Annotated in this window: 16 protein-coding genes; 9 read left to right on the top strand and 7 right to left on the bottom strand. The window is 64.2% G+C overall.

Annotated elements, in window-relative coordinates; all coding sequences use genetic code 11:
• Positions 1-8: 8 nt before the first annotated feature.
• Positions 9-1160, bottom strand: a complete 1152-nt coding sequence (locus QBJ92_RS03400) for an acyltransferase family protein (protein ID WP_277968278.1) — start codon at positions 1158-1160, stop codon at positions 9-11.
• A gap of 269 nt (positions 1161-1429) precedes the next feature.
• The gene (locus tag QBJ92_RS03395; protein ID WP_277968323.1) at positions 1430-4015 is read right to left on the bottom strand and encodes a M1 family metallopeptidase; all 2586 of its coding nucleotides are present in this window, start codon (positions 4013-4015) and stop codon (positions 1430-1432) included.
• Positions 4016-4128: 113 nt separating this feature from the next.
• Here QBJ92_RS03395 and QBJ92_RS03390 point away from each other — a divergent pair, with 113 nt between their 5' ends.
• Positions 4129-5088 carry an NAD(P)H-dependent flavin oxidoreductase gene (locus QBJ92_RS03390; protein WP_277968277.1) on the top strand — a complete coding sequence of 320 codons (960 nt, stop codon included), beginning with the start codon at positions 4129-4131 and terminating at the stop codon, positions 5086-5088.
• 6 nt (positions 5089-5094) lie between these two features.
• Here QBJ92_RS03390 and QBJ92_RS03385 read toward each other — a convergent pair whose 3' ends face one another.
• Together QBJ92_RS03385 and QBJ92_RS03380 are read right to left on the bottom strand one after the other, a co-directional pair.
• Positions 5095-5559, bottom strand: a complete 465-nt coding sequence (locus tag QBJ92_RS03385) for a DUF1465 family protein (RefSeq protein ID WP_431358362.1) — start codon at positions 5557-5559, stop codon at positions 5095-5097.
• 95 nt (positions 5560-5654) lie between these two features.
• On the bottom strand, positions 5655-5852 hold the full coding sequence (locus QBJ92_RS03380) for a YdcH family protein (protein WP_277968275.1): 198 nt from the start codon (positions 5850-5852) through the stop codon (positions 5655-5657).
• Positions 5853-6030: 178 nt separating this feature from the next.
• On the opposite strand from QBJ92_RS03380, the gene QBJ92_RS03375 reads away from it, so the two are divergent.
• Entirely contained in the window at positions 6031-6189 is a 159-nt protein-coding gene (locus QBJ92_RS03375) for a YdcH family protein (protein ID WP_277968274.1), read from the top strand.
• Between the two features lie 44 nt (positions 6190-6233).
• Here the strand turns inward: QBJ92_RS03375 and QBJ92_RS03370 are convergent, their stop codons facing one another.
• On the bottom strand, positions 6234-6617 hold the full coding sequence (locus QBJ92_RS03370) for a PilZ domain-containing protein (protein ID WP_277968273.1): 384 nt from the start codon (positions 6615-6617) through the stop codon (positions 6234-6236).
• Between the two features lie 92 nt (positions 6618-6709).
• The gene (gene dksA / locus QBJ92_RS03365; protein ID WP_277968272.1) at positions 6710-7171 is read right to left on the bottom strand and encodes an RNA polymerase-binding protein DksA; all 462 of its coding nucleotides are present in this window, start codon (positions 7169-7171) and stop codon (positions 6710-6712) included.
• Positions 7172-8384: 1213 nt separating this feature from the next.
• Between dksA and serS the strand changes: the two genes are divergently transcribed.
• From serS to QBJ92_RS03340, 5 genes are all read left to right on the top strand, one after another.
• Entirely contained in the window at positions 8385-9665 is a 1281-nt protein-coding gene (gene serS, locus QBJ92_RS03360) for a serine--tRNA ligase (RefSeq protein WP_277968271.1), read from the top strand.
• Positions 9665-10429 carry a 5'/3'-nucleotidase SurE gene (gene surE / locus QBJ92_RS03355; RefSeq protein ID WP_277968270.1) on the top strand — a complete coding sequence of 255 codons (765 nt, stop codon included), beginning with the start codon at positions 9665-9667 and terminating at the stop codon, positions 10427-10429. Before serS ends, surE begins: the two co-directional genes overlap by 1 nt.
• A 241-nt stretch (positions 10430-10670) precedes the next feature.
• A complete protein-coding gene (locus tag QBJ92_RS03350) occupies positions 10671-11702 on the top strand; it encodes a peptidoglycan DD-metalloendopeptidase family protein (protein ID WP_431358358.1) in 1032 nt (343 codons plus the stop codon).
• Between the two features lie 51 nt (positions 11703-11753).
• Positions 11754-12980, top strand: coding sequence for a tyrosine--tRNA ligase (gene tyrS, locus QBJ92_RS03345; protein WP_277968269.1), 1227 nt, complete (start codon positions 11754-11756; stop codon positions 12978-12980).
• A 146-nt stretch (positions 12981-13126) separates the two neighbouring features.
• On the top strand, positions 13127-13441 hold the full coding sequence (locus QBJ92_RS03340; RefSeq protein WP_277968268.1) for a PilZ domain-containing protein: 315 nt from the start codon (positions 13127-13129) through the stop codon (positions 13439-13441).
• Positions 13442-13443: 2 nt separating this feature from the next.
• Here QBJ92_RS03340 and recG read toward each other — a convergent pair whose 3' ends face one another.
• Entirely contained in the window at positions 13444-15501 is a 2058-nt protein-coding gene (recG, locus tag QBJ92_RS03335; RefSeq protein WP_277968267.1) for an ATP-dependent DNA helicase RecG, read from the bottom strand.
• 85 nt (positions 15502-15586) lie between these two features.
• On the opposite strand from recG, the gene QBJ92_RS03330 reads away from it, so the two are divergent.
• Together QBJ92_RS03330 and mfd are read left to right on the top strand one after the other, a co-directional pair.
• Positions 15587-15853 (top strand): succinate dehydrogenase assembly factor 2, encoded by a 267-nt coding sequence (locus tag QBJ92_RS03330; protein WP_277968266.1) that lies wholly within the window; start codon positions 15587-15589, stop codon positions 15851-15853.
• 43 nt (positions 15854-15896) lie between these two features.
• Positions 15897-19349, top strand: a complete 3453-nt coding sequence (gene mfd / locus QBJ92_RS03325) for a transcription-repair coupling factor (protein ID WP_277968265.1) — start codon at positions 15897-15899, stop codon at positions 19347-19349.
• Positions 19350-19357: the final 8 nt, after the last annotated feature.

Here is a 19357-nt window from a genome sequence, read left to right as displayed (position 1 = left end):
CGTCGTGCTCAGGACGAAGTACGAAGCCAGTTGCGAAGTGGCCGCTCGAACCAGAGGTACGAGATCCTGGCGACGATCATCACAAGCGAGATGAACCCCGCCAAAAACAGCGGACTGCGAGCAATGTCGTGGTCGATCCGGAACCGGTCGAGCAGCACCAACGTCGCTATCTGGATCGGCACGTGCCAGAGATACGTTCCGTAACTGTTGTCGCCGATCCAGCGCAGTCGTTCCAGATGCCTCCCCTGCGTCGACGCCTCCACCGCGCAGACCGCGACGAGGATGCCGCTCAAGAACAGGACCGATCCCGCAGTGCCTACCGGTCCGGACATTTGGCTCGCAACGATCCCCAGAACGCCCAGCGGAACCGCCGCGACAAGGAGAACGATCGGTTTCGCTTCCACCGCGCGATAGGCAACATACACCGCGGTTCCGATGAAGAAATACGCCAAGCACGTGCTGATCTGTTTCAGGTCGCCGGGCGGGGCAATGAACCTTAGGAAAAGCGCCGACGCCGCAACGCCCAGCGGAAAGACGACGCCCCGCTTGAAAATGCGTCCCATGCACAGCCAGAAAACGGCATAGACCAGAACTTCGACCGACACTGACCAGACTGGTCCGTTAAACGAGCTCCCGCGTTCGAACCCCCAGGAGGCGGCAAAGAACAGGTTGAGGCCAAAATGATACGCGTCGTTGTTACCGTAAATCTGCGAGTGCCCGAGCATGGCGACGCTGCCGTATTGGAGGACAGCAACGACGATCAGCGTAAGAAAGTGTAACGGATACAAGCGCGACGCCCGCACCCGAACGAACGCCGCCGCCGCCGGAACGCGCTGACCCGCGTATGTGGCCGCGAAAACGAAGCCGGAAATCAGCCAGAAGAACTGAACCGCCCAATCCCCGTGGCGGTAGAGCAAGCCGAAGACGGAATAGAGCGGCTGCTGTTCGATCGGAACGGATCGCCGATGATCGGCTCCATGATAGAAGAAGTGCTGATAGTGCCAGAACAGAATTGCAATTGCGCCTGCGCCGCGCGCGAGGTCCAGTGAATACAGATAGCGCTTCTTTCCAGAAGGCGGCATAATGAAAAGGCTATAAGGAAGCATACCGTGATTTCCGGCGCAGCCTCCACCGGACAAATACACCATTTTATCCTGCATAGTGCCGGCCCGGCCTATCGCTATTTTCTATGTTACCTATTCGATTACCATGCCTCAGCAGGCAGGACCATACTCACCTTGAGGGGTATTCTGTTCTTGGCTACGTCTGCTCTTAGCGGTCGACCAACGAATGTGGGCGACCGATGCAGAGGGTTGATTCTAGCAAACGGGTCGGAAAACGGAACGGCCGCCTTACGCCGCCTCGACTTCCTTGATCGCAACCGGTCGGCCCCGCGCCGAACGTCAGCGGCGGGGCCGGTCCCAGATGATCAGGAAGCAGTCCGCCCCCATGCCGCAACGTCGTCACGGATCCGCGCATCGACCTGACGGCGCGCTGCCATCGTCGAGACGATGCGTGTCGCGGCCCCGCGTGCCTCGGCGGGCAGATTGGCGGAAGCGAAGGCGTTGATCTTGGCTGGCATTGCCGGATCGTCCGACCCTGCCCCAAGTCCCGCGACGAAGCCCGCGCGCGTGCTCGTCTCCACGAGTGTATTGACCAGCGCGATGTGCGCGACAGCATAATCAAACGCCATGTCGGGATGCTCGTTTGCGACCGTGCGTAACAAGCTGGCCTTCTGTGGCGCCGTAAAGCGGTCCGTTGCGAGCAAGTCGAGCGCCCGCTGCGCTAGTGCATCGTCGTTCGCTGCGCCGAGCAGGCGGACGTAGCTGTTCTTGGTCACGGGATTCTTTTCGGCGACGGTCAGTGCAAGCAAGGCGTCCCAATCCGCCGATGTCGCATTGTGTGCGAAGACTCCGAGAATCGGCGCTCGGATTGCCGCGGGGATCGCATCGGGGTTCTGCTGCAATGCTGCAAACAACGCGCGTGATTTCGCCACAACAGCGGGGTCGCCATGATTGCCCAGCACGGAGATCAGCGTCTCGCGCAGCGTGGCGGTCAACGCGCCTTCGTCGCTTCCAGCATCGAAACCCACACGCGCCATGACGGGTTGCAACGTGCGCACGATCTTGGCGCTGACTGCGTCGCGCGTTGGCCCCTTCGCCACCCGGCCATCGAGGTCCGACAGCTGACTTGCAACGGTCTGCCACAGCAATGGGTTCGCTTCGATCCCGATCGCGCCGACGTCCGCGAAATAGCGGTCGAGCTGTTGATTGCCGCCCTTGGCTAGGGCAAAATCGTCGCCCAGCGTACCAAGTTGGTCAGTCAGCTTGAGCTTGGCAAAATCGCGCACGATTGCGGCGTGCGCGGGCGCGCTATACTGGACCCGGGCGTAACTCGCTTTTTCGCGGTTGAGCACGACCGTGCCGCATCCCGGTGCGGTGACGACCTGGTTCGTTGGCCCCCGCACGATCGCCCGACTGTCCGGTTGTCCAAGGACGCCAAGCGTCATCGGGACGCGCCATGTCTGGGCCTTCTTGGCGGAATCGTCATAGGCGAAGCGGCTCTGCGACAGGGTGACCTGGGTCTTTCCGGCGACACAGCGCGACCCCGCCATCGTCACCAGCGGCACGCCGGGCTGCAGCGTGAAATCATGCGCGATCGGCGCAACCGGCGTTCCGGCGGCGGCGGACAATTCCTGCCAGAGTTGATCCGTGGCGGTGTTGCCGTATTTGTACTTCGCCATGTAGCTTCGGATGCCCGCGCGGAACGTATCCGCTCCTAGCGTCGATTCGAGCATGCCGATGACCGCCTGACCCTTCATGTAGGTGATGCCGTCAAACGCCTGACCAATCTGATCGACCGTTTCGACGTGGCGGATGATCGGGTGCGTGCCGCTGGTCGAGTCGACCTGCAATGCCCCCTCGCGGTCCTGCGCGACCGCGGTGGCGGCGGCATACCATTCGGGGTTAAGATCCACGCTCGACTTGTTTTCCATCCACGAGGCGAAGCCCTCGTTGAGCCACAGGTCATCCCACCAACTCATCGTCACCATATCGCCGAACCACTGGTGCGCCATTTCGTGCGAGACCACGGTGAAGATGCGCTGCTTGCCGCTCTGGGTTGCGCGCTTCGCGTCGTAGAGCAGTTCCGGCTCGAAGTAGAAAATCGCGCCCCAATTCTCCATTGCGCCGAAGAACTGGCTCGACCCCGGCCCCGCGATCATGTCGAGCTTGGGGAGCGGATAGGGCTGGCCGAAATAGTCGTTGTAATAGGCCAGTAGCCGCTTGCCCTGCGCCAGCGCATAGTCCCCCTGATCGACCACGCCGCGCCGCGTGATCACGCCGATTTCGGTCTTGCCCGCCATCACCGTCTTGCGTTCGACGTCGCCCATGCCGAGGAACATCAGGTAGCTCGACATCTTTGGCGTTTCGGCGAAGCGATACAGGGTGCTGCCGTCGTTCTGCTTGGTCACGCTGCTGGCGGGCATGTTCGAGAAAGCGGTCTGCCCGGCGGGGGCAACGGTGCTGATCGTGAAGCGCGCCTTGAAGGCGGGTTCGTCCCACAGCGGTGCGAAGCGGCGGGCGTCGGGGGCTTCGAACTGCGTCACGAGCATGCGCGAGGCGGACCCGTCAGTGTTGGTATAATCGATCGCGAACAGGCCGGCCGCGGACGTATTGATCGTGCCGGTCCACGCAAAGGCGAGTGCATGTTTGCCCGCCGCTACCGTCGATCCGGGGGTCAGGATGAGCTGCTGCTTGGCTTCGTCGAGCCGGAACGACACCGTCTTGCCGTCGAGCGTCGCGCGCGAGATCTTCAGGTCGGCGGCGTTGAGGACGATCGTCGACATCGGCTTGGTTACGTCGATCGCCACGGTTTCTTCGCCGGCGAAGGTCATCGCCTTGGCATTTGGACGGACCGTGATGTCATAGGTCAACGGGGTAACGCCGGTCGGCAATTGCCCGACGGCGAACGCCGGAGTCGCGACGGCAGACAGCAAAACGGCGGCAAGGGACATCTTCACGCACAGAACTCCGGAATCGCAGGATTTTCACGGTCCTTACGCGTTTCAGTTACCGCTGCAACTATAGGCTCGCTGGACAGGCGTTTCGGTTGCGCTATGAAACGCATATGAGCATTCCTCCGCTGTTCGATCGCTTGCGGCTTCCCATCATCGGCTCGCCGCTGTTCATCATCTCGGGACCGGAACTGGTCATCGCGCAGTGCAAGGCGGGGATCGTCGGATCCTTCCCGGCGCTCAACGCGCGTCCGCAGGCGATGCTCGACGAATGGCTTCACCACATCACCGAGGAACTGGCCGCGCACAATCGCGCGCACCCGGATCGCCCGGCTGCTCCCTTCGCGGTCAACCAAATCGTGCACCGCTCGAACGAGCGGCTCGAAGCGGACCTCGCGACCTGCGCCAAATGGCAAGTCCCGATCGTGATCACCTCGCTCGGCGCACGCGAGGACCTGAATACCGCCGTGCACGGCTGGGGCGGGATCACGCTGCATGACGTGATCGACGACCGGTTTGCGCACAAGGCGATAGAGAAAGGGGCGGACGGCCTGATTGCGGTGGCGGCTGGCGCTGGCGGCCACGCGGGACGGCTTTCGCCGTTCGCCATCATTCAGGAAATCCGCCAGTGGTTCGATGGACCGCTCGCGCTGTCCGGGTCGATCGCGACGGGGGATGCGGTGCTTGCCGCGCAAGCGATGGGCGCGGACTTCGGCTATATCGGGTCGCCGTTCATCGCCAGCATCGAGGCCAATGCCGACGCGGCGTACAAACAGGGGATCGTCGACGGCAAAGCGTCCGACATCATCTATTCCAACCTGTTCACCGGCGTACACGGCAACTACCTGCGCGGTTCGATCGAACGCGCCGGAATGGATCCGGACAATCTGCCCGAGGGGGACCTGAAGACGATGGATTTCGGCACCGGCAACGGGTCGAAGCCCAAGGCATGGAAGGACATTTGGGGATCGGGTCAGGGCATCGGCGTGATCGACCGGGTCGAGTCGGTTGCCGACATGGTCGATCGGTTCGAGCGGCAGTACCGAGCGGCGAAAGCGCGGCTGAACGTCTGAGCTGCGCTAGAAGGCGAGCGCCAGACGCCCCTGTAGCGAATGGACCGGGCTGGACACCACCGGCGGCGTGCTTCCCTGCGCCGAGTCCAACCGGGCGACGCGGTCGTGCAACTGGCAACTGGCGGCGATGAGACGGCGCGCTCCCGCCGGCAGCGCGAAAAGCGCCACGCCGTCACTGGCCGGCGCGTCCGCGAGCCGGCGCGACGGATCCAGTGCCTCACGCAACTCCATCTCCCCGGAGTCGACCGCACGTTGCGTCAGGAGCCAGGCGATCACGTGCATCAACCGCGTCGTCACCTTCAGCGATTCGCAACTGAACGAGACGCGAGCCATCGGCTCCAACGCTTCGCGGTCGCAGCGTCCACCGTCGTCGAAGTAACTCCGCGCTTCGTCTGCGAGGATCATCGCGTCCATGTAGAGCGTGTCGATCACGCGGCGGTGCATTCGCGATTCGTTTAAAGCTGCGGTCATTGCGTCCATCTCGCACAAATGCATCGCGCGCGGTACGGTTTCGCCCGGCCCGTGCGACGAACCGCCGATCGTCCCAAAACGGAACACTCCCGCAATCAGGCGATGATATCGGGTACCAGCTGGTCCTCGAGCAGCACTATTTCATCGCGCAACCGCAGCTTGCGCTTCTTGAAGCGGGCAAGCTGAAGCTGATCGGTCGACGATCCGTCCAGCAACGCCGCGATTGCGGAATCCAGATCGCGATGTTCGACTCGTAGAATCTCCAAGCGCTTTGCGATCAGGCTATCGTCCATCGGGTCCCCATTCGATCCTTCTCGCTTAGCAAATCGAAGCCGCTTGGTCCGGATAAAATGCAATCGGTCGCACAAATCGGTGAATGTATCTCGCGATCCTGAAATCATAGGGAGACAAGAGCAACCGGTGATGGTTTACTCACCTCCCCAAGCAGCACATGAAGGAGGTACGCAGAGTATGCAGACCGCACATCATTCGGCCCTGGCAGCCAAACATGCAGTGCTCGACCGTCAGATCGCCGCAGAGGCGCAACGGCCCTTGCCCGACACGGCGACGATCGCGGCATTGAAGAAGCAGAAGCTGCAGATCAAACAGGAAATCGAACAACTTCAATAAGGCGCTTGGTCCGGGCGCGATGCGCCCGGATCGTTTCAGACGATCTAACGCAAGTTACCGCGCGGCAGGATTGGTTTTACGAACACCGGGGTGTGCGCCCCCTGCCCGACAGGTTTGCGCGCGAGCATCGGATCGATCGGACGGTTGAACGCAATCCCGATTCGTCCGGAGGTCGACCAGGCAACGTGCCCCGGAACCCAACCTATCCCGCGAATCTCGACTTCAAGGGTGACATCGCGATCGAGCCCCTCAGGGTAGTCGGCCATCATGCCCCCCGCGGAGAGGTTCCGCACCCGGACCGGGGTCCCCTCGTCGGTCTTCGCCAATCGTAACAGTGCCATCAGGAACAGGCTGTCGCGCGGGTCCTGCCGATTCGATTCCGCGTCATCAGCGGAAACGGATGGATGCTCTGACGAATACTGGTCCATTGCAGAAGGTCGTGCCGATCCCGTTCAAAGTGCTTCTATACACAAAAACTGGTTTAGAACGGATTAAAATCGGGGTGGCCGGGGCGCTCCGGCTATTCCTCGCGAGAAACCTTCTCGTGTCGTTCGTGGCGCTCCTGCGCTTCGACAGTCATCGTCGCGATCGGGCGTGCCTCGAGGCGAGCGAGCGAAATCGGCTCTCCGGTCACGTCGCAATATCCATATTCGCCCTCGTCGATCCGCCGCAGCGCCGCTTCGATCTTGGAAATCAACTTGCGCTGGCGATCGCGTGTGCGGAGTTCAATCGACCAATCGGTCTCGCTCGAAGCGCGATCGGTCAAGTCCGCTTCGCGAAGCGTGTCCACTTGCAGTTGTGACAACGTCCCCGCCGCCTCCCGCAGGATCGCTTCTTTCCAAGCCTGTAATTTGTTTCGGAAATAGGCAAGCTGCCGCGGATTCATGAACGCCTCATCGGCGCTCGGTCGGTAACCGTCGTCAGTACCTTCCGGTACCGCGAACTGCTCGGATTCGTCCAATCGATTCAAGACCGTCGCCATCCCAATCTCTCCGCTCGGTCACCGGATGCGTTGTGCATCTCCGGACCCCCCCGGGCCAACTCCCTAGTGAGCGCGCCTATAGCATGACGCCGCCACTCCACAAGCAGCACTGTTACCAAGCGGCTGGTCTTTCTTGCCGAATGATTGCGAGACAGCCTTCAATTTTGACGGAAACGGTTTCCTGAGACGGGAAAGACAACCCCATTGCTGGAAGTCGTTTCATACCGAGACAAATCAGCCGCGGAGTACCAGACCCCTGCGCGCACGGCGGCCGACTTAACGCAATCTCCACCTGTCTTCTGGCAATCTTCGGGGCGGAAGACCGCGTTTGTATTCGCGGACAAGTAGCGAGAAGCGTGATGTCAGTTCGGATGGCTGCGGCCAAACTCTGTGCGTGCGTATGCGGTGGGGCGGTCATGGGCGGCGGCGCGGTTCATCTGGTCGACCGTGCGCCACCGCGCGCATATCATGCCCCTCGAAAGATCAGGCCGGCAGCGCACGCGGCACGTCCGGTGGCTGCGCACCGCAGCGTTCGTGCCGCGCCCGTTGCCCCCTGCACCAGCGGCGTGCCGCAAAACGCCCTGCTCGCTGCGCAGAACGATCCGTCGACCTACCTTGGCGGAAGTTCGGGTCCAGCCAGCTTTACCGGTGGGGGATATGGCGGGCCGACGATCCTCGGTGGAGCGGGTGGTTTCGGCGGCAATGGATTTTTGTCCGCCGGATTTACGGGCGGGCCGGGTGCCGGCGCTCCAGGCAGGGCCACGATGATTGGTTCCAACACCCCGGGTACTGTCTCCGTCTCCTTGCCGGGGGACGGTACCAACCGTCCGGGATCAACCGGGGGTGGTTCCACTTTCCTGACAAACCCTTCATCAACCGGAAGCGGATCAGGTAGTGCAACGAGCATGCCGATGGTTGGGTCGCCGACGAATGGCGATGCGGAAAACGGTTCCCCAGCGGAACGTCCCTCTTCCGGCGGAAGCAGCACGGTGCCATCGGACCTCCCCGGCGCCGGGGGAACCGGCGTCCCAGGGTCCCCGGGGGGACCTCCGGCCCCGGTTCCGGCGCCTCCGATGGTATGGCTGTTCGGCGCGGCGGCAGCGGCACTCGTCATCCGCAATCGCTGGGGTCGACGCACCGCCGCGACGTCCTGATACCCCGGAAGGCCGTGCGGCGGCTTGCCTAGCCGTCAGGGCCGCGTCATAGCCGGACCATGCACGATATACGCCTTATCCGCGACGATCCCGCCGCTTTCGATGCCGCGCTTGCCCGGCGCGGCGTAGCCCCGGTTGCCAGTGATCTGGTGGCGCTCGACGAGCGCCACCGCGCGCTGACCACTGAAGCACAAACTGCGCTGGCACGACGCAACGAGGCTTCCAAGGCGATCGGCGCCGCCAAGGCTGCAAAGGACGAAACCGCCTCTGCCGCCCTTATGGAAGAAGTCGCGCTGTTGAAGCAACGTCTTCCAACGATCGAAGCCGAAGCCAAGGCGCTCGGCGAATCGCTGCAGGAATGCCTTGCGGTATTGCCCAACCTTCCCCTGGCCGATGTCCCCGAAGGCGCCGATGAGGACGACAATGTCGTTGTCGCCGAACATGGGACGCGTCCGACCTTCGCGTTCAAACCGATCGAGCACGACGTGTTGGGCCCGCCGCTCGGGCTGGACTTTGAGACGGGTGCAGCGATGTCCGGCGCTCGATTCACGTTGGTTCGCGGTGCCGCCGCAAAGCTGCACCGTGCGCTTGGTCAGTTCATGCTCGATACGCTTTCGGACCGGCACGGCTATGAGCAGGTCGTCCCGCCGCTGCTCGTGCGTGACGAAGCGCTGTTCGGCACGGGGCAATTGCCCAAGTTTGCCGAGGATCTGTTCCACACCACCGATGGGCGCTGGCTGATCCCGACCGCCGAGGTCAGCCTGACCAATATCGTCGCGGGCCGCATTCTGAGCGAGACCGAATTGCCACTGCGCTTTGCCGCGCTCACGGCCTGCTTCCGGTCCGAAGCCGGCGCTGCGGGACGCGATACGCGCGGGTTCATTCGACAGCATCAGTTCGAGAAGGTCGAGATGGTCTCGATCGTTCCCCCGCAGGATTCCGAAGCCGAGCATGAGCGGATGACTGCCTGCGCCGAGTCGATCCTGATCGCGCTCGGTCTTGCGTTCCGCCGGATGAAGCTGTGCACCGGCGACATGGGGTTCACCGGTGCGCGAACCTATGACCTCGAAGTGTGGCTCCCCGGGCAGGATCGCTATCGGGAGATTTCCAGTTGTTCGACCTGCGCCGATTTCCAGGCACGGCGCATGAACGCGCGCTATCGCCCTGAGGGCGAAAAGGGCACGCGGTTCGTCCACACGTTGAACGGGTCGGGCCTCGCCGTCGGTCGGACGCTGGTCGCGGTGCTGGAAAATTATCAGCAGGAGAATGGCACGGTCACCGTTCCGGACGTGCTGGTGCCGTATCTCGGCGGGATGACGCTGCTCGAGCCCGCGCGCTGATGCGGATCCTGCTGACCAACGACGATGGTTATCACGCACCCGGGTTGAAGGTTCTCGAAGCGATCGCCGCGCGCCTGTCGGATGACGTCTGGGTCGTAGCGCCAGCGGAGGAACAGTCGGGTGCCGGGCATTCGCTCACCCTGACCCGTCCGATCCGGGTTCGCCACCATGGCGACAAGCGATTTGCCGTCGCCGGGACGCCGACCGATGCGGTGATGATGGCGCTCGCGCGGATCATGCAGGATCACAAACCCGACCTGATCCTGTCCGGCGTCAACCGCGGTGCGAACCTGGCCGAGGACGTGACCTATTCGGGGACGGTGTCGGCGGCGATGGAAGGCGCGCTCGCGGGCGTCCGCTCGATTGCGCTCAGTCAGGTCTACAGCCGCGAAGGCGCCGGCGACGCGGTTCCGTTCGACGCGGCGGCGGCTTGGGGAGAACGCGTGCTGCGTCCGCTGCTCGATGCGCCGCTCGAACCGCGCAGCCTCGTCAACGTAAACTTCCCGGCGGTCGCCGCGGACGCCGTCAAGGGCATCAAGGTCGTCCAGCAAGGACTGCGCGATTACGGTCGGCTCAACATCGTCACCAACCACGATCCGCGTGGGTATGAGTATCACTGGTTTGCGCTGGGCCAGGCGGTGGACACGCCTGCACACTCGACCGATCTGGAAGCAATTGCAGACGGGTACATCGCGATAACGCCGCTGCATCTCGACCTGACGCATCGTTCGTCGATGGCCATGCTCGCGGAGCGGTACGGCTAAAGGGATGCGGAAGGGACCTTTCGGGATGATGGTCTTTCCGGTTGCGGCGATGGTTCTCGCCTTGCCCGCCTGCATTCCGCAGGATGATCGACCTGTCGGGGAGTACCCGCGCCCGAACGCCGCGCCGCGCCCCGCCCCAGCCCGCCCCGTCCCGCGATCGGCACCGAACGAGACGCCGAGAAACTGGCGAGACGACGCCTACCGACAACCACCACCGCCGCGAAGCCGCCCGCAGCGTCCGGTGCGTGCTGCCCCCGAACGCCGATACGAACCCCGCGACGATCAACAGCCGTACGAGCCTCGAGGCGGCTATCGCCCGCGATATTCGGAAAGACTTGACCCCGACGATCACGGCACGGTCCGCTCCTCTCCAGTCTCGCTATCCCCCTGGCAAGCCCGCCCGGTCGCACCGTCCGCGCAGCAGGTCGCCCCCTCGACCTATGTCGTGCGCCCTGGCGATACGCTCGGGGCAATCGGTGACCGCACCGGCGCAGGATCGGAGGCGATCGCGCGTGCCAACGGGCTGGCCGCTCCGTTTACCGTCCGCACGGGTCAGCGGCTTTCCATTCCGGGGGGACGATACCACCGGGTTGCGGCGGGGCAGACCGGAATCGCGATATCGCGCGCTTACGGCGTCGACTGGTCGAGGATCGTAAGCGCCAACGATTTGCGTGAACCCTATACGCTGCGCGTCGGCATGCGCGTCCTGATCCCGGGATCCGCGTCGCGCAGTACCGCCGCCGAACGCGCCGCCGCCTTCACGCTCGACATCGACGATCTCGTGACCGGCAGCGAGCCTGCGCTCGCCGCGAACCAGCGCCCGGCGCGGCCGACCACATCCTCCGCGCGCGTTCTGGCGCCGACCCAGGCGATCGCGGCACCGACGCGGTTGAGCAGCGGCTTCGACTGGCCGGTCCATGGCCGGATCGTCACGCGGTTCGGGCCGGGTGCGAGTGGCGAGCGCTACAACGGTGTCAAGATCGCGGTCCCGCGCGGCACACCCGTGCTCGCCGCCGCGGACGGCGTCGTCGCTTATGCGGGTGGCGGAATTCCGCAATTGGGCGACGTGATCATCATCCGGCATGGCGAAGGCTGGGCGACGGTTTACGGACACGCCAGCAAGTTGCTCGTTCAGCGTGGACAATCGGTCCGCCGCGGCCAGACGATTGCGCTGTCGGGCGATTCCGGCGGCGCCCCGCGACCCGAGGTACATTTCGAGATGCGCAAGGGCCGCACGCCGATCGACCCGCAACGGCAATTGCCCGCAATCTGACCCGGCGCTTGCAGGGTGACGTGGCGATCGGACTTTTGTAGAGCAGCGCGCATGACCAGCTTCTCTTCCGACCTGCTCCGCCTCCTGTCGACGCGCGGCTACATCCACCAAGTGACCGACGCCGCCGCCCTCGATGCGATGGCAAGCAAGCAAGTCATTCCAGGATATATCGGTTTTGACCCGACCGCGCCCTCCCTCCATGTCGGCAGCCTGGTCCAGATCATGTTGCTCCGGCGGCTTCAGCAGAGCGGGCACAAGCCGATCGTGCTGATGGGCGGCGGCACCGGCAAGATCGGTGACCCGAGCTTCAAGGACGAAGCGCGCAAGATGCTGACCGAGGATACGCTCGCGACCAACGTCGCCTCGATCCGGCGGATTTTCGAGCGATTCCTGACCTTTGGCGATGGTCCCACCGATGCGGTGATGCTCGACAATGCACAGTGGCTCGATGCGCTCGAATACATCCCGTTCCTGCGCGACGTCGGGCAGCATTTCTCGATCAACCGGATGCTGAGCTTCGATTCGGTCAAGCTCCGGCTCGACCGCGAACAATCGCTCAGCTTCCTCGAATTCAACTACATGATCCTGCAAGCCTATGATTTTCTTGAACTATCGCGGCGCGCCGAGTGCCGGCTGCAGATGGGCGGATCGGACCAATGGGGGAACATCGTCAACGGGATCGAGCTTGCGCGCCGGATGGACGGGACCGAAGTGTTCGGCGTGACGACGCCGCTCATCACGACCGCCGACGGCGCCAAGATGGGCAAGACGATGGCGGGCGCGGTGTGGCTCCATGAGGACCAGCTACCGCATTTCGATTATTGGCAATTTTGGCGGAATACCGATGACCGGGATGTCGGGCGGTTCCTCCGATTGTTTACCGATCTTCCGCTCGATGAGATCGCGCGTCTGGAGGCGCTCGAGGGTGCCGAGATCAACGAGGCGAAGAAGATACTGGCGGACGCCGCGACGGCCTTGTGTCGCGGAACAGACGCCGCCGCAGAAGCCGCTGAAACTGCAAGAAAAACATTCGAGGAAGGCAGTGCTGGCGGATCGTTGCCGACCTTTGCGGTCACTGGCGGCATTGGGATCATCGACGCTCTCGTTGGCTTGGGTCTCGCTGCGTCCAAGGGTGAGGCGCGCCGCCTGATAAAGGGCGGTGGCGCGCGTGTCGGCGCCGACAAGGTCATTGACGAGACGTTGGTCGTCACAGTCGGCGACGATCCCGTGCGGATTGCCGCCGGAAAGAAGCATCACGGCATCCTTATCCGCGCATAATCGCCGTTTCTGCGCATGATTGCAGCCATTTACGCCGCCGTTTCGAGGGTACGCACGGCGAGGACATTGCACTCTTAACCAAGATCGTTGGGTGCTGCTTCATGCGGGACGGGTAGCCATGGCGGCTCCGCACGAGGGACCCGGTGATGGAAAAGGCATTGGCGCTGACGACGGCACACACGCGCGCCCTGGAGCGTGACGAGGTTGAAGTTCGCGCGCGGTTCATCGCGCCGAACGGCAGCGGGATGACCCTGTTGATCGTTAACATCACCGCGATGGGCCTGATGGCGCGTGGCGACATGCCCGGCGGCGTCGGTGATCTCGTGAAAATCAGCTTGCCGATCGTTGGCGCCTGGGATGCGGAAATCCGCTGGGTGCTCGGCGGCCGGATGGGCTTCGCCTTCCCGACCCCGATCGACACGGCGGACTATCCCCGTGTCCTTGAGGCGATGCGGCGCTGACCTCAGCCGGAGCGGAGCAGCGCGACTCCGGCGTCCCGCTCGAACAGGTACAGCGCCGTCCGCGCCGCCTGTCCGCGCACGCCCTCCAGCCCGCCGTCGCGGTCGATCAGCAAGCGGGCATCGTCGGTCGCCACCGGGAGCAGCGCGCCAAGCATCTCCGGGGTCGCGAGCCGGAACCCGGCCTCGCCCGATTGCCGCGTCCCGAGCAACTCCCCCGCCCCGCGCAACCGAAGATCCTCTTCGGCGATGCGAAAGCCGTCGGTCGTCTCGCGCATCAGCGCGAGCCGAGCGCGCGAGGTTTCGCTGAGGCTGCCGCCGCGGATGAGCAGGCAGTTCGATTTCCCGCCGCCGCGGCCGACCCGCCCCCGCAACTGGTGCAACTGCGCCAATCCGAAGCGATCGGCATGCTCGATCACGATCAGCGTCGCATTGGGCACGTCGACCCCGACTTCGATCACCGTGGTCGCGACCAGCACGCCGTGCCGCGCCTCGGCGAACGCCTGCATCGTGGCGTCCTTGTCCGCAGGCTTCATCCGGCCGTGGACCAGCCCGACCGCGTCACCAAAGCGCGCGCGCAACGTCTCCGCGCGCGCTTCCGCCGCCGCCATGTCGCTCTTTTCGCTTTCCTCGACCAGCGGGCACACCCAATAGGCCTGCCCGCCATCCGCGAGATGCCGCGCCAGCGCCTCGACCACTTCGGGGAGCCGATCCTCCGAGATCACGCGCGTTTCGATCGGCTGGCGCCCAGGGGGCATTTCGTCGAGCTGGCTGACATCCATCTCGCCGTAATTGGCGAGCGTCAGCGTCCGCGGGATCGGCGTCGCGGTCATCGCGAGCAAATGCGGGCTGCGTCCCTTCGCTTGCAGCAGCATCCGCTGGGCGACCCCGAAGCGGTGCTGCTCATCGACCACCACCAGGCCAAGATCCTTATAGGCGACTGTTTCCTGAAAGATCGCGTGCGTCCCGATCAGGATATGGATCTGCCCTGCGGCGAGCCCCATGAGGACGCCCTCGCGGACCCGCCCCTTGTCGCGTCCAGTCAGCACCGCGATCTCGATCGGCAAGCCGCCGAGCAGTCGCCGCAGCGATTCATAATGTTGCCGTGCGAGGATTTCGGTCGGGGCGAGCAACGCGGCCTGCGCGCCCCCTTCGACCGCGACCAGCATCGCGAGCGCGGCGACCAGCGTCTTGCCCGAACCGACATCGCCTTGCAGCAGACGTAGCATCGGTTGCGCCTGCGCCAGATCGCCTTCGATCTCGCGCACGGTGCGCGCCTGCGCGCCGGTCAGTTCATACGGAAGTTTCAGCGCGTCGCGCAGCCGCCCATCCCCCGCCAGCGCCCGCCCCTTGCGCGCCCGTGAGGACTGGCGAACGAGCATCAACGCCAGTTGATTCGCGAACAGCTCATCATAGGCGAGCCGTTCGCGCGCCTTCGCATCGGCGGGATCGGCATGGATCCGCGCGAGCGCCTCGCGCCAGGCGGGCCATTCCTGTTTCGCGAGCAAGCCGGGTTCGATCCATTCGGGCAAATCGGGCGCGCGTTCTACCGATTGCGCCGTCAGCTGCCCCATCCGCCGCGACGACATGCCTTCCGACAACGGATAGATCGCCTCGCGCTCGACCATCTCGCCCGCCTCGTCGAGCGGCAAGACATAGTCCGGGTGGACCATCTGCAAGTCCTGCCCGTAATGCTCGAGCTTGCCCGACACGCGGCGCGGTTCCCCCAGCGGCGCCAGTTTCTTCGCCCAGCCGGGGTGTCCGCCGAAGTACACGAGGCTGACGTAATTGCCCTTGGCGTCGGTCGCCTGAACACGGGTCGGTCCACGCCCGTTGCTGCTGCGATACGAAACGGCGGTCAGCGTGATGACGATCACCCGCCCGGAATCGGCCATGTCGAGCTCTTCGCGGGGCAGCCGATCGACCCAGCCGGTCGGCAGGTGGAACGCCACGTCGACCACGCGTGCGAGCCCGAGCCGCTCGAGCGGCTTGGCGAGCGCGGGGCCGATGCCCTTCAATGCCGTAACTTCGGCGAACAATGGATTGAGGATGTCGGGTCGCATGTCTATCTGAAGCGCTCTTACCCCTCCCCGATCCCCGCCGCCAGCACCCGCGCGCGGGTATCGGGCAATTGTCGTTGGGATCCGCATGGACCGAGATATCCGCCTCAAGCGCTTGCATTTCCGCAGCCATCATCGCGGCACCAAGGAAGCCGACCTGCTGATCGGCGGGTTTTTCGATTCCGCGCACGCACGCTGGAGCGATGCCGAGATCGCGCTGTTCGAGGAACTGATCGAGGAACAGGACGTCGATATCATGGCCTGGGCGATCGGAATCGAACCCGCGCCGGAACGCTATGCCGGGTCGATCGTCGAGGCGTTGAAACAGCTCAATTACGTGCCGGTCGCCAAGTAATACCCCCCTCTCCCCGCAAGCGGGGAGAGGGAGAAAGAAAAGAATGCCCAACCTTCAGACGATCCTCACTGCCAAGACCCCGCTGACGCTGGCGGGCGTCCCGACCGGGTTCGAGCCGTGGCTGCTCGCCGACCTGTCGCGCGCCGCCAAAGCCCGCGCAGTGTTCGTCGCGCCGGACGAAGCCGCGATGCGCGCGATCGCCTCGACCGCGCAGACGTTCGCGCCGGAACTGGAGGTGCTGACCTTCCCGGCGTGGGACTGCCTCCCCTACGACCGTGCGTCACCCACGTTGCGCGTAATGGCGGAGCGGATGGCGACGCTGCACCGGCTCCAGCAGAAGCCGAACGGCCCGCAACTGCTGGTGACGACGGTCAATGCGATCGCGCAGCGCACGTTGACACCGTTCCGTATTCGCCAGCTCGTCGCGCGGCTTGCGCCGAAGGAACGGATCGGGCGTGATCGGCTTGCTACACTGTTGCAAGCCAATGGCTACGTTCGCGTGGAAACCGTTGCCGATGCTGGGGAATTCGCCGTGCGCGGCGGATTGGTCGATCTGTATCCGTCAGGGGAATCGCAAGCACTTCGGCTCGATTTCTTCGGTGATGAAATCGAAAGCGTGCGCACGTTCGACCCGGCGGACCAGCGCACCACCGGGCGGATCGACGGGTTCGTCCTGCTCCCCGCCTCGGAGACGCTGCTCGACGAGGACAGCATCAAGCGGTTCCGCGCGCGCTACCGCGAACGTTTCGGCGCGACCGCGACGGGCGACCCGCTGTATCAGGCGATCAGCGACGGGCGGCGCCTCGCGGGGATGGAGCATTGGCTTCCGCTGTTCGAGGAGAAGATGGCGACGCTGTTCGACCATCTCGGCGACGACGCGGTCATGGTCCGCGATGCCGGGGCGGTTGCGGCGGCGGAGGCGCGGTTCGAAGCGATCACCGATTACCACGGCAATCGCGTCAAGGCGCAGTCGAGCGACCCGGGCAGTTATCGCCCGCTGCCGCCAGACGCCTTGTACCTGACCGCCACGGACCTTGCCGAGCGGCTCGATGGCGCCCCCGCACACCGCATCACCGCGTTCCATGAACCGGAGAGCGCGAGCGTGCTCGACTTCGGCGTGGATGGCCCGCGCGACTTCGGCGCGGAGCGGGCGAATGGCGTCAACATCTACGAAGCCGTCGTAGAGCACCTCAACAAGATTCGGAAATCCGGCAAGAAAGCGATCCTCGCCAGTTACTCGACCGGGTCGCGCGATCGCCTCGCTGGGTTGCTTGCCGATCACGAACTGACCAACACGGTCAAGGTCGACAGCTGGCAGGCGGCGCTCGGCGTCGGTGCCAAATCGGTCGCCTTGCTCGTGCTGCCGCTCGACCATGGCTTTTCCGGGCCCGAAGTCGCGCTGCTGACCGAGCAAGACATGCTGGGCGACCGGCTCGTCCGGCGGACCAAGCGCAAGAAGTCGGCAGATGCGTTTCTCGCCGAGCTGGCGATGCTCACGCCGGGCGATCTGGTCGTGCATGCGGACCACGGCATCGGTCGGTATGAAGGGCTGACCTCGATTCCGGTCGGCCAGGCACCGCACGATTGCGTCGCTTTGACGTACGCTGGTGGCGACAAATTGTTCGTTCCGGTCGAGAATCTCGAGGTTTTGACGCGCTATGGCGCCGATTCCGACGGTGCCAGCCTCGACAAGCTCGGGGGCGAGGCGTGGCAGCGCCGCAAGAGCCGGATGAAGGAACGCATCCGCGAAATCGCGGGTGAACTGATCGCGACCGCCGCCGAACGCGCGTTGCGTCCGGCGGACACGATCGAACGCGACAGTGGCTATGCCGCGTTCGTAGACCGCTTTCCGTATGAGGAAACCGAGGATCAGGATCGCGCGATCGAGGACGTCATGGGCGATCTCGAAAAGGGCACGCCGATGGACCGCCTCGTCGTCGGCGACGTCGGCTTCGGCAAGACCGAGGTTGCGCTCCGCGCCGCCTTCGCCGCGGCGATGGCGGGGTTGCAGGTGGCGATCGTCTGTCCGACGACTTTGCTCGCCCGGCAGCATTTCAACAACTTCAAGGCGCGGCTCGAAGGCTTTCCGCTCAACGTCGGGCGATTGTCGCGGCTCGTGCCCGCGGGTGAAGCGAAGACGACCAAGGAGGGGCTTGCCGACGGCACGCTCGACGTCGTCGTGGGCACGCATGCGATCCTGGCGAAGGGCATCGATTTCAAGCGCCTGGGGCTCGTCATCGTCGATGAGGAGCAACGCTTCGGCGTCACGCACAAGGAGCGCCTGAAGTCGCTCAAGGCCAACGTCCACGTCCTGACGCTGACCGCGACCCCGATCCCGCGGACGCTCCAGATGGCGATGTCGGGCTTGCGCGAATTGTCGGTGATCCAGACCCCGCCGGTCGATCGGCTCGCGGTACGGACCTATGTCATGCCGTGGGACCCGATCGTCCTGCGCGAGGCGTTGCTGCGCGAACATTATCGCGGCGGGCAAAGCTTCTTCGTGACACCGCGGATCAAGGATCTGCCGGAGATCGAGCAATTCCTGCGGGAATCCGTCCCCGAGATCCGCTTCGTCGTCGCACACGGGCAGATGTCGCCGACCGAGGTCGAGGAGCGGATGTCGGCGTTCTACGACAAGAAGTTCGAGGTGCTCGTCTCGACCACGATCGTCGAAAGCGGGCTCGATATCCCGAGCGCGAACACGATGATCATCCACCGCGCGGATCGCTTCGGGCTAGCGCAGCTGTATCAGCTTCGTGGTCGTGTCGGACGCGCCAAGACGCGCGCTTATGCCTATCTCACCACGCCTGCCGACCGGATCCTGACCGAGACCGCGGAGAAGCGGCTCAAGATCCTGTCCGATCTCGATAGCCTCGGCGGCGGGTTCCAGCTCGCCAGCCATGACCTCGACCAGCGGGGTGCGGGCAATCTGCTCGGCGACGAACAGTCGGGGCATATCAAGGAGGTTGGCTACGAACTCTACCAGTCTATGCTGGAAGAGGCGATCATGGACGCCAAGGCAGGCGGGCAGCGGCTGCGGCCGAAGGATTTCTCGCCGCAGATCACCGTCGACGCGCCGATCCTCATTCCCGAGACGTATGTCCCCGACCTCGATCTGCGCATGGGCCTGTATCGCCGCCTCAACGACGTCGAGGACCAGAATGCGCTGGAAGGGTTCGCGGCGGAACTGATCGATCGGTTCGGCGCGCTGCCGGGGCCGACCGAAAACCTCGTCCGCCTCATCGAGATCAAGCTCAACGCCAAGAAGGCGTGCGTGTCCAAGATCGATGTCGGCCCGAAGGGCGCACTCGTGTCGTTCTTCGACGACAAGCCGCCCAATATCGATGGCTTGCTGGCGTGGGTCGCTAAACTCGATGGCGTAGCGCGGTTGCGGCCCGACTCGAAGCTGGTGGTGACGCGCAGCTGGGGGGATCCCAAGGCGCGGCTGCATGGTGCGCTGCAATTGTCGAAGGGACTGGCACGGGCGGCGGGCTAAGCGCCGCT

Origin of the sequence: Sphingomonas echinoides, from assembly GCF_029623395.1 — a bacterium.
Classification (GTDB): domain Bacteria; phylum Pseudomonadota; class Alphaproteobacteria; order Sphingomonadales; family Sphingomonadaceae; genus Sphingomonas; species Sphingomonas echinoides_A.
Note: the sequence above shows the minus strand (reverse complement) of the source record. Positions and strands in the feature narration are given on the sequence as shown.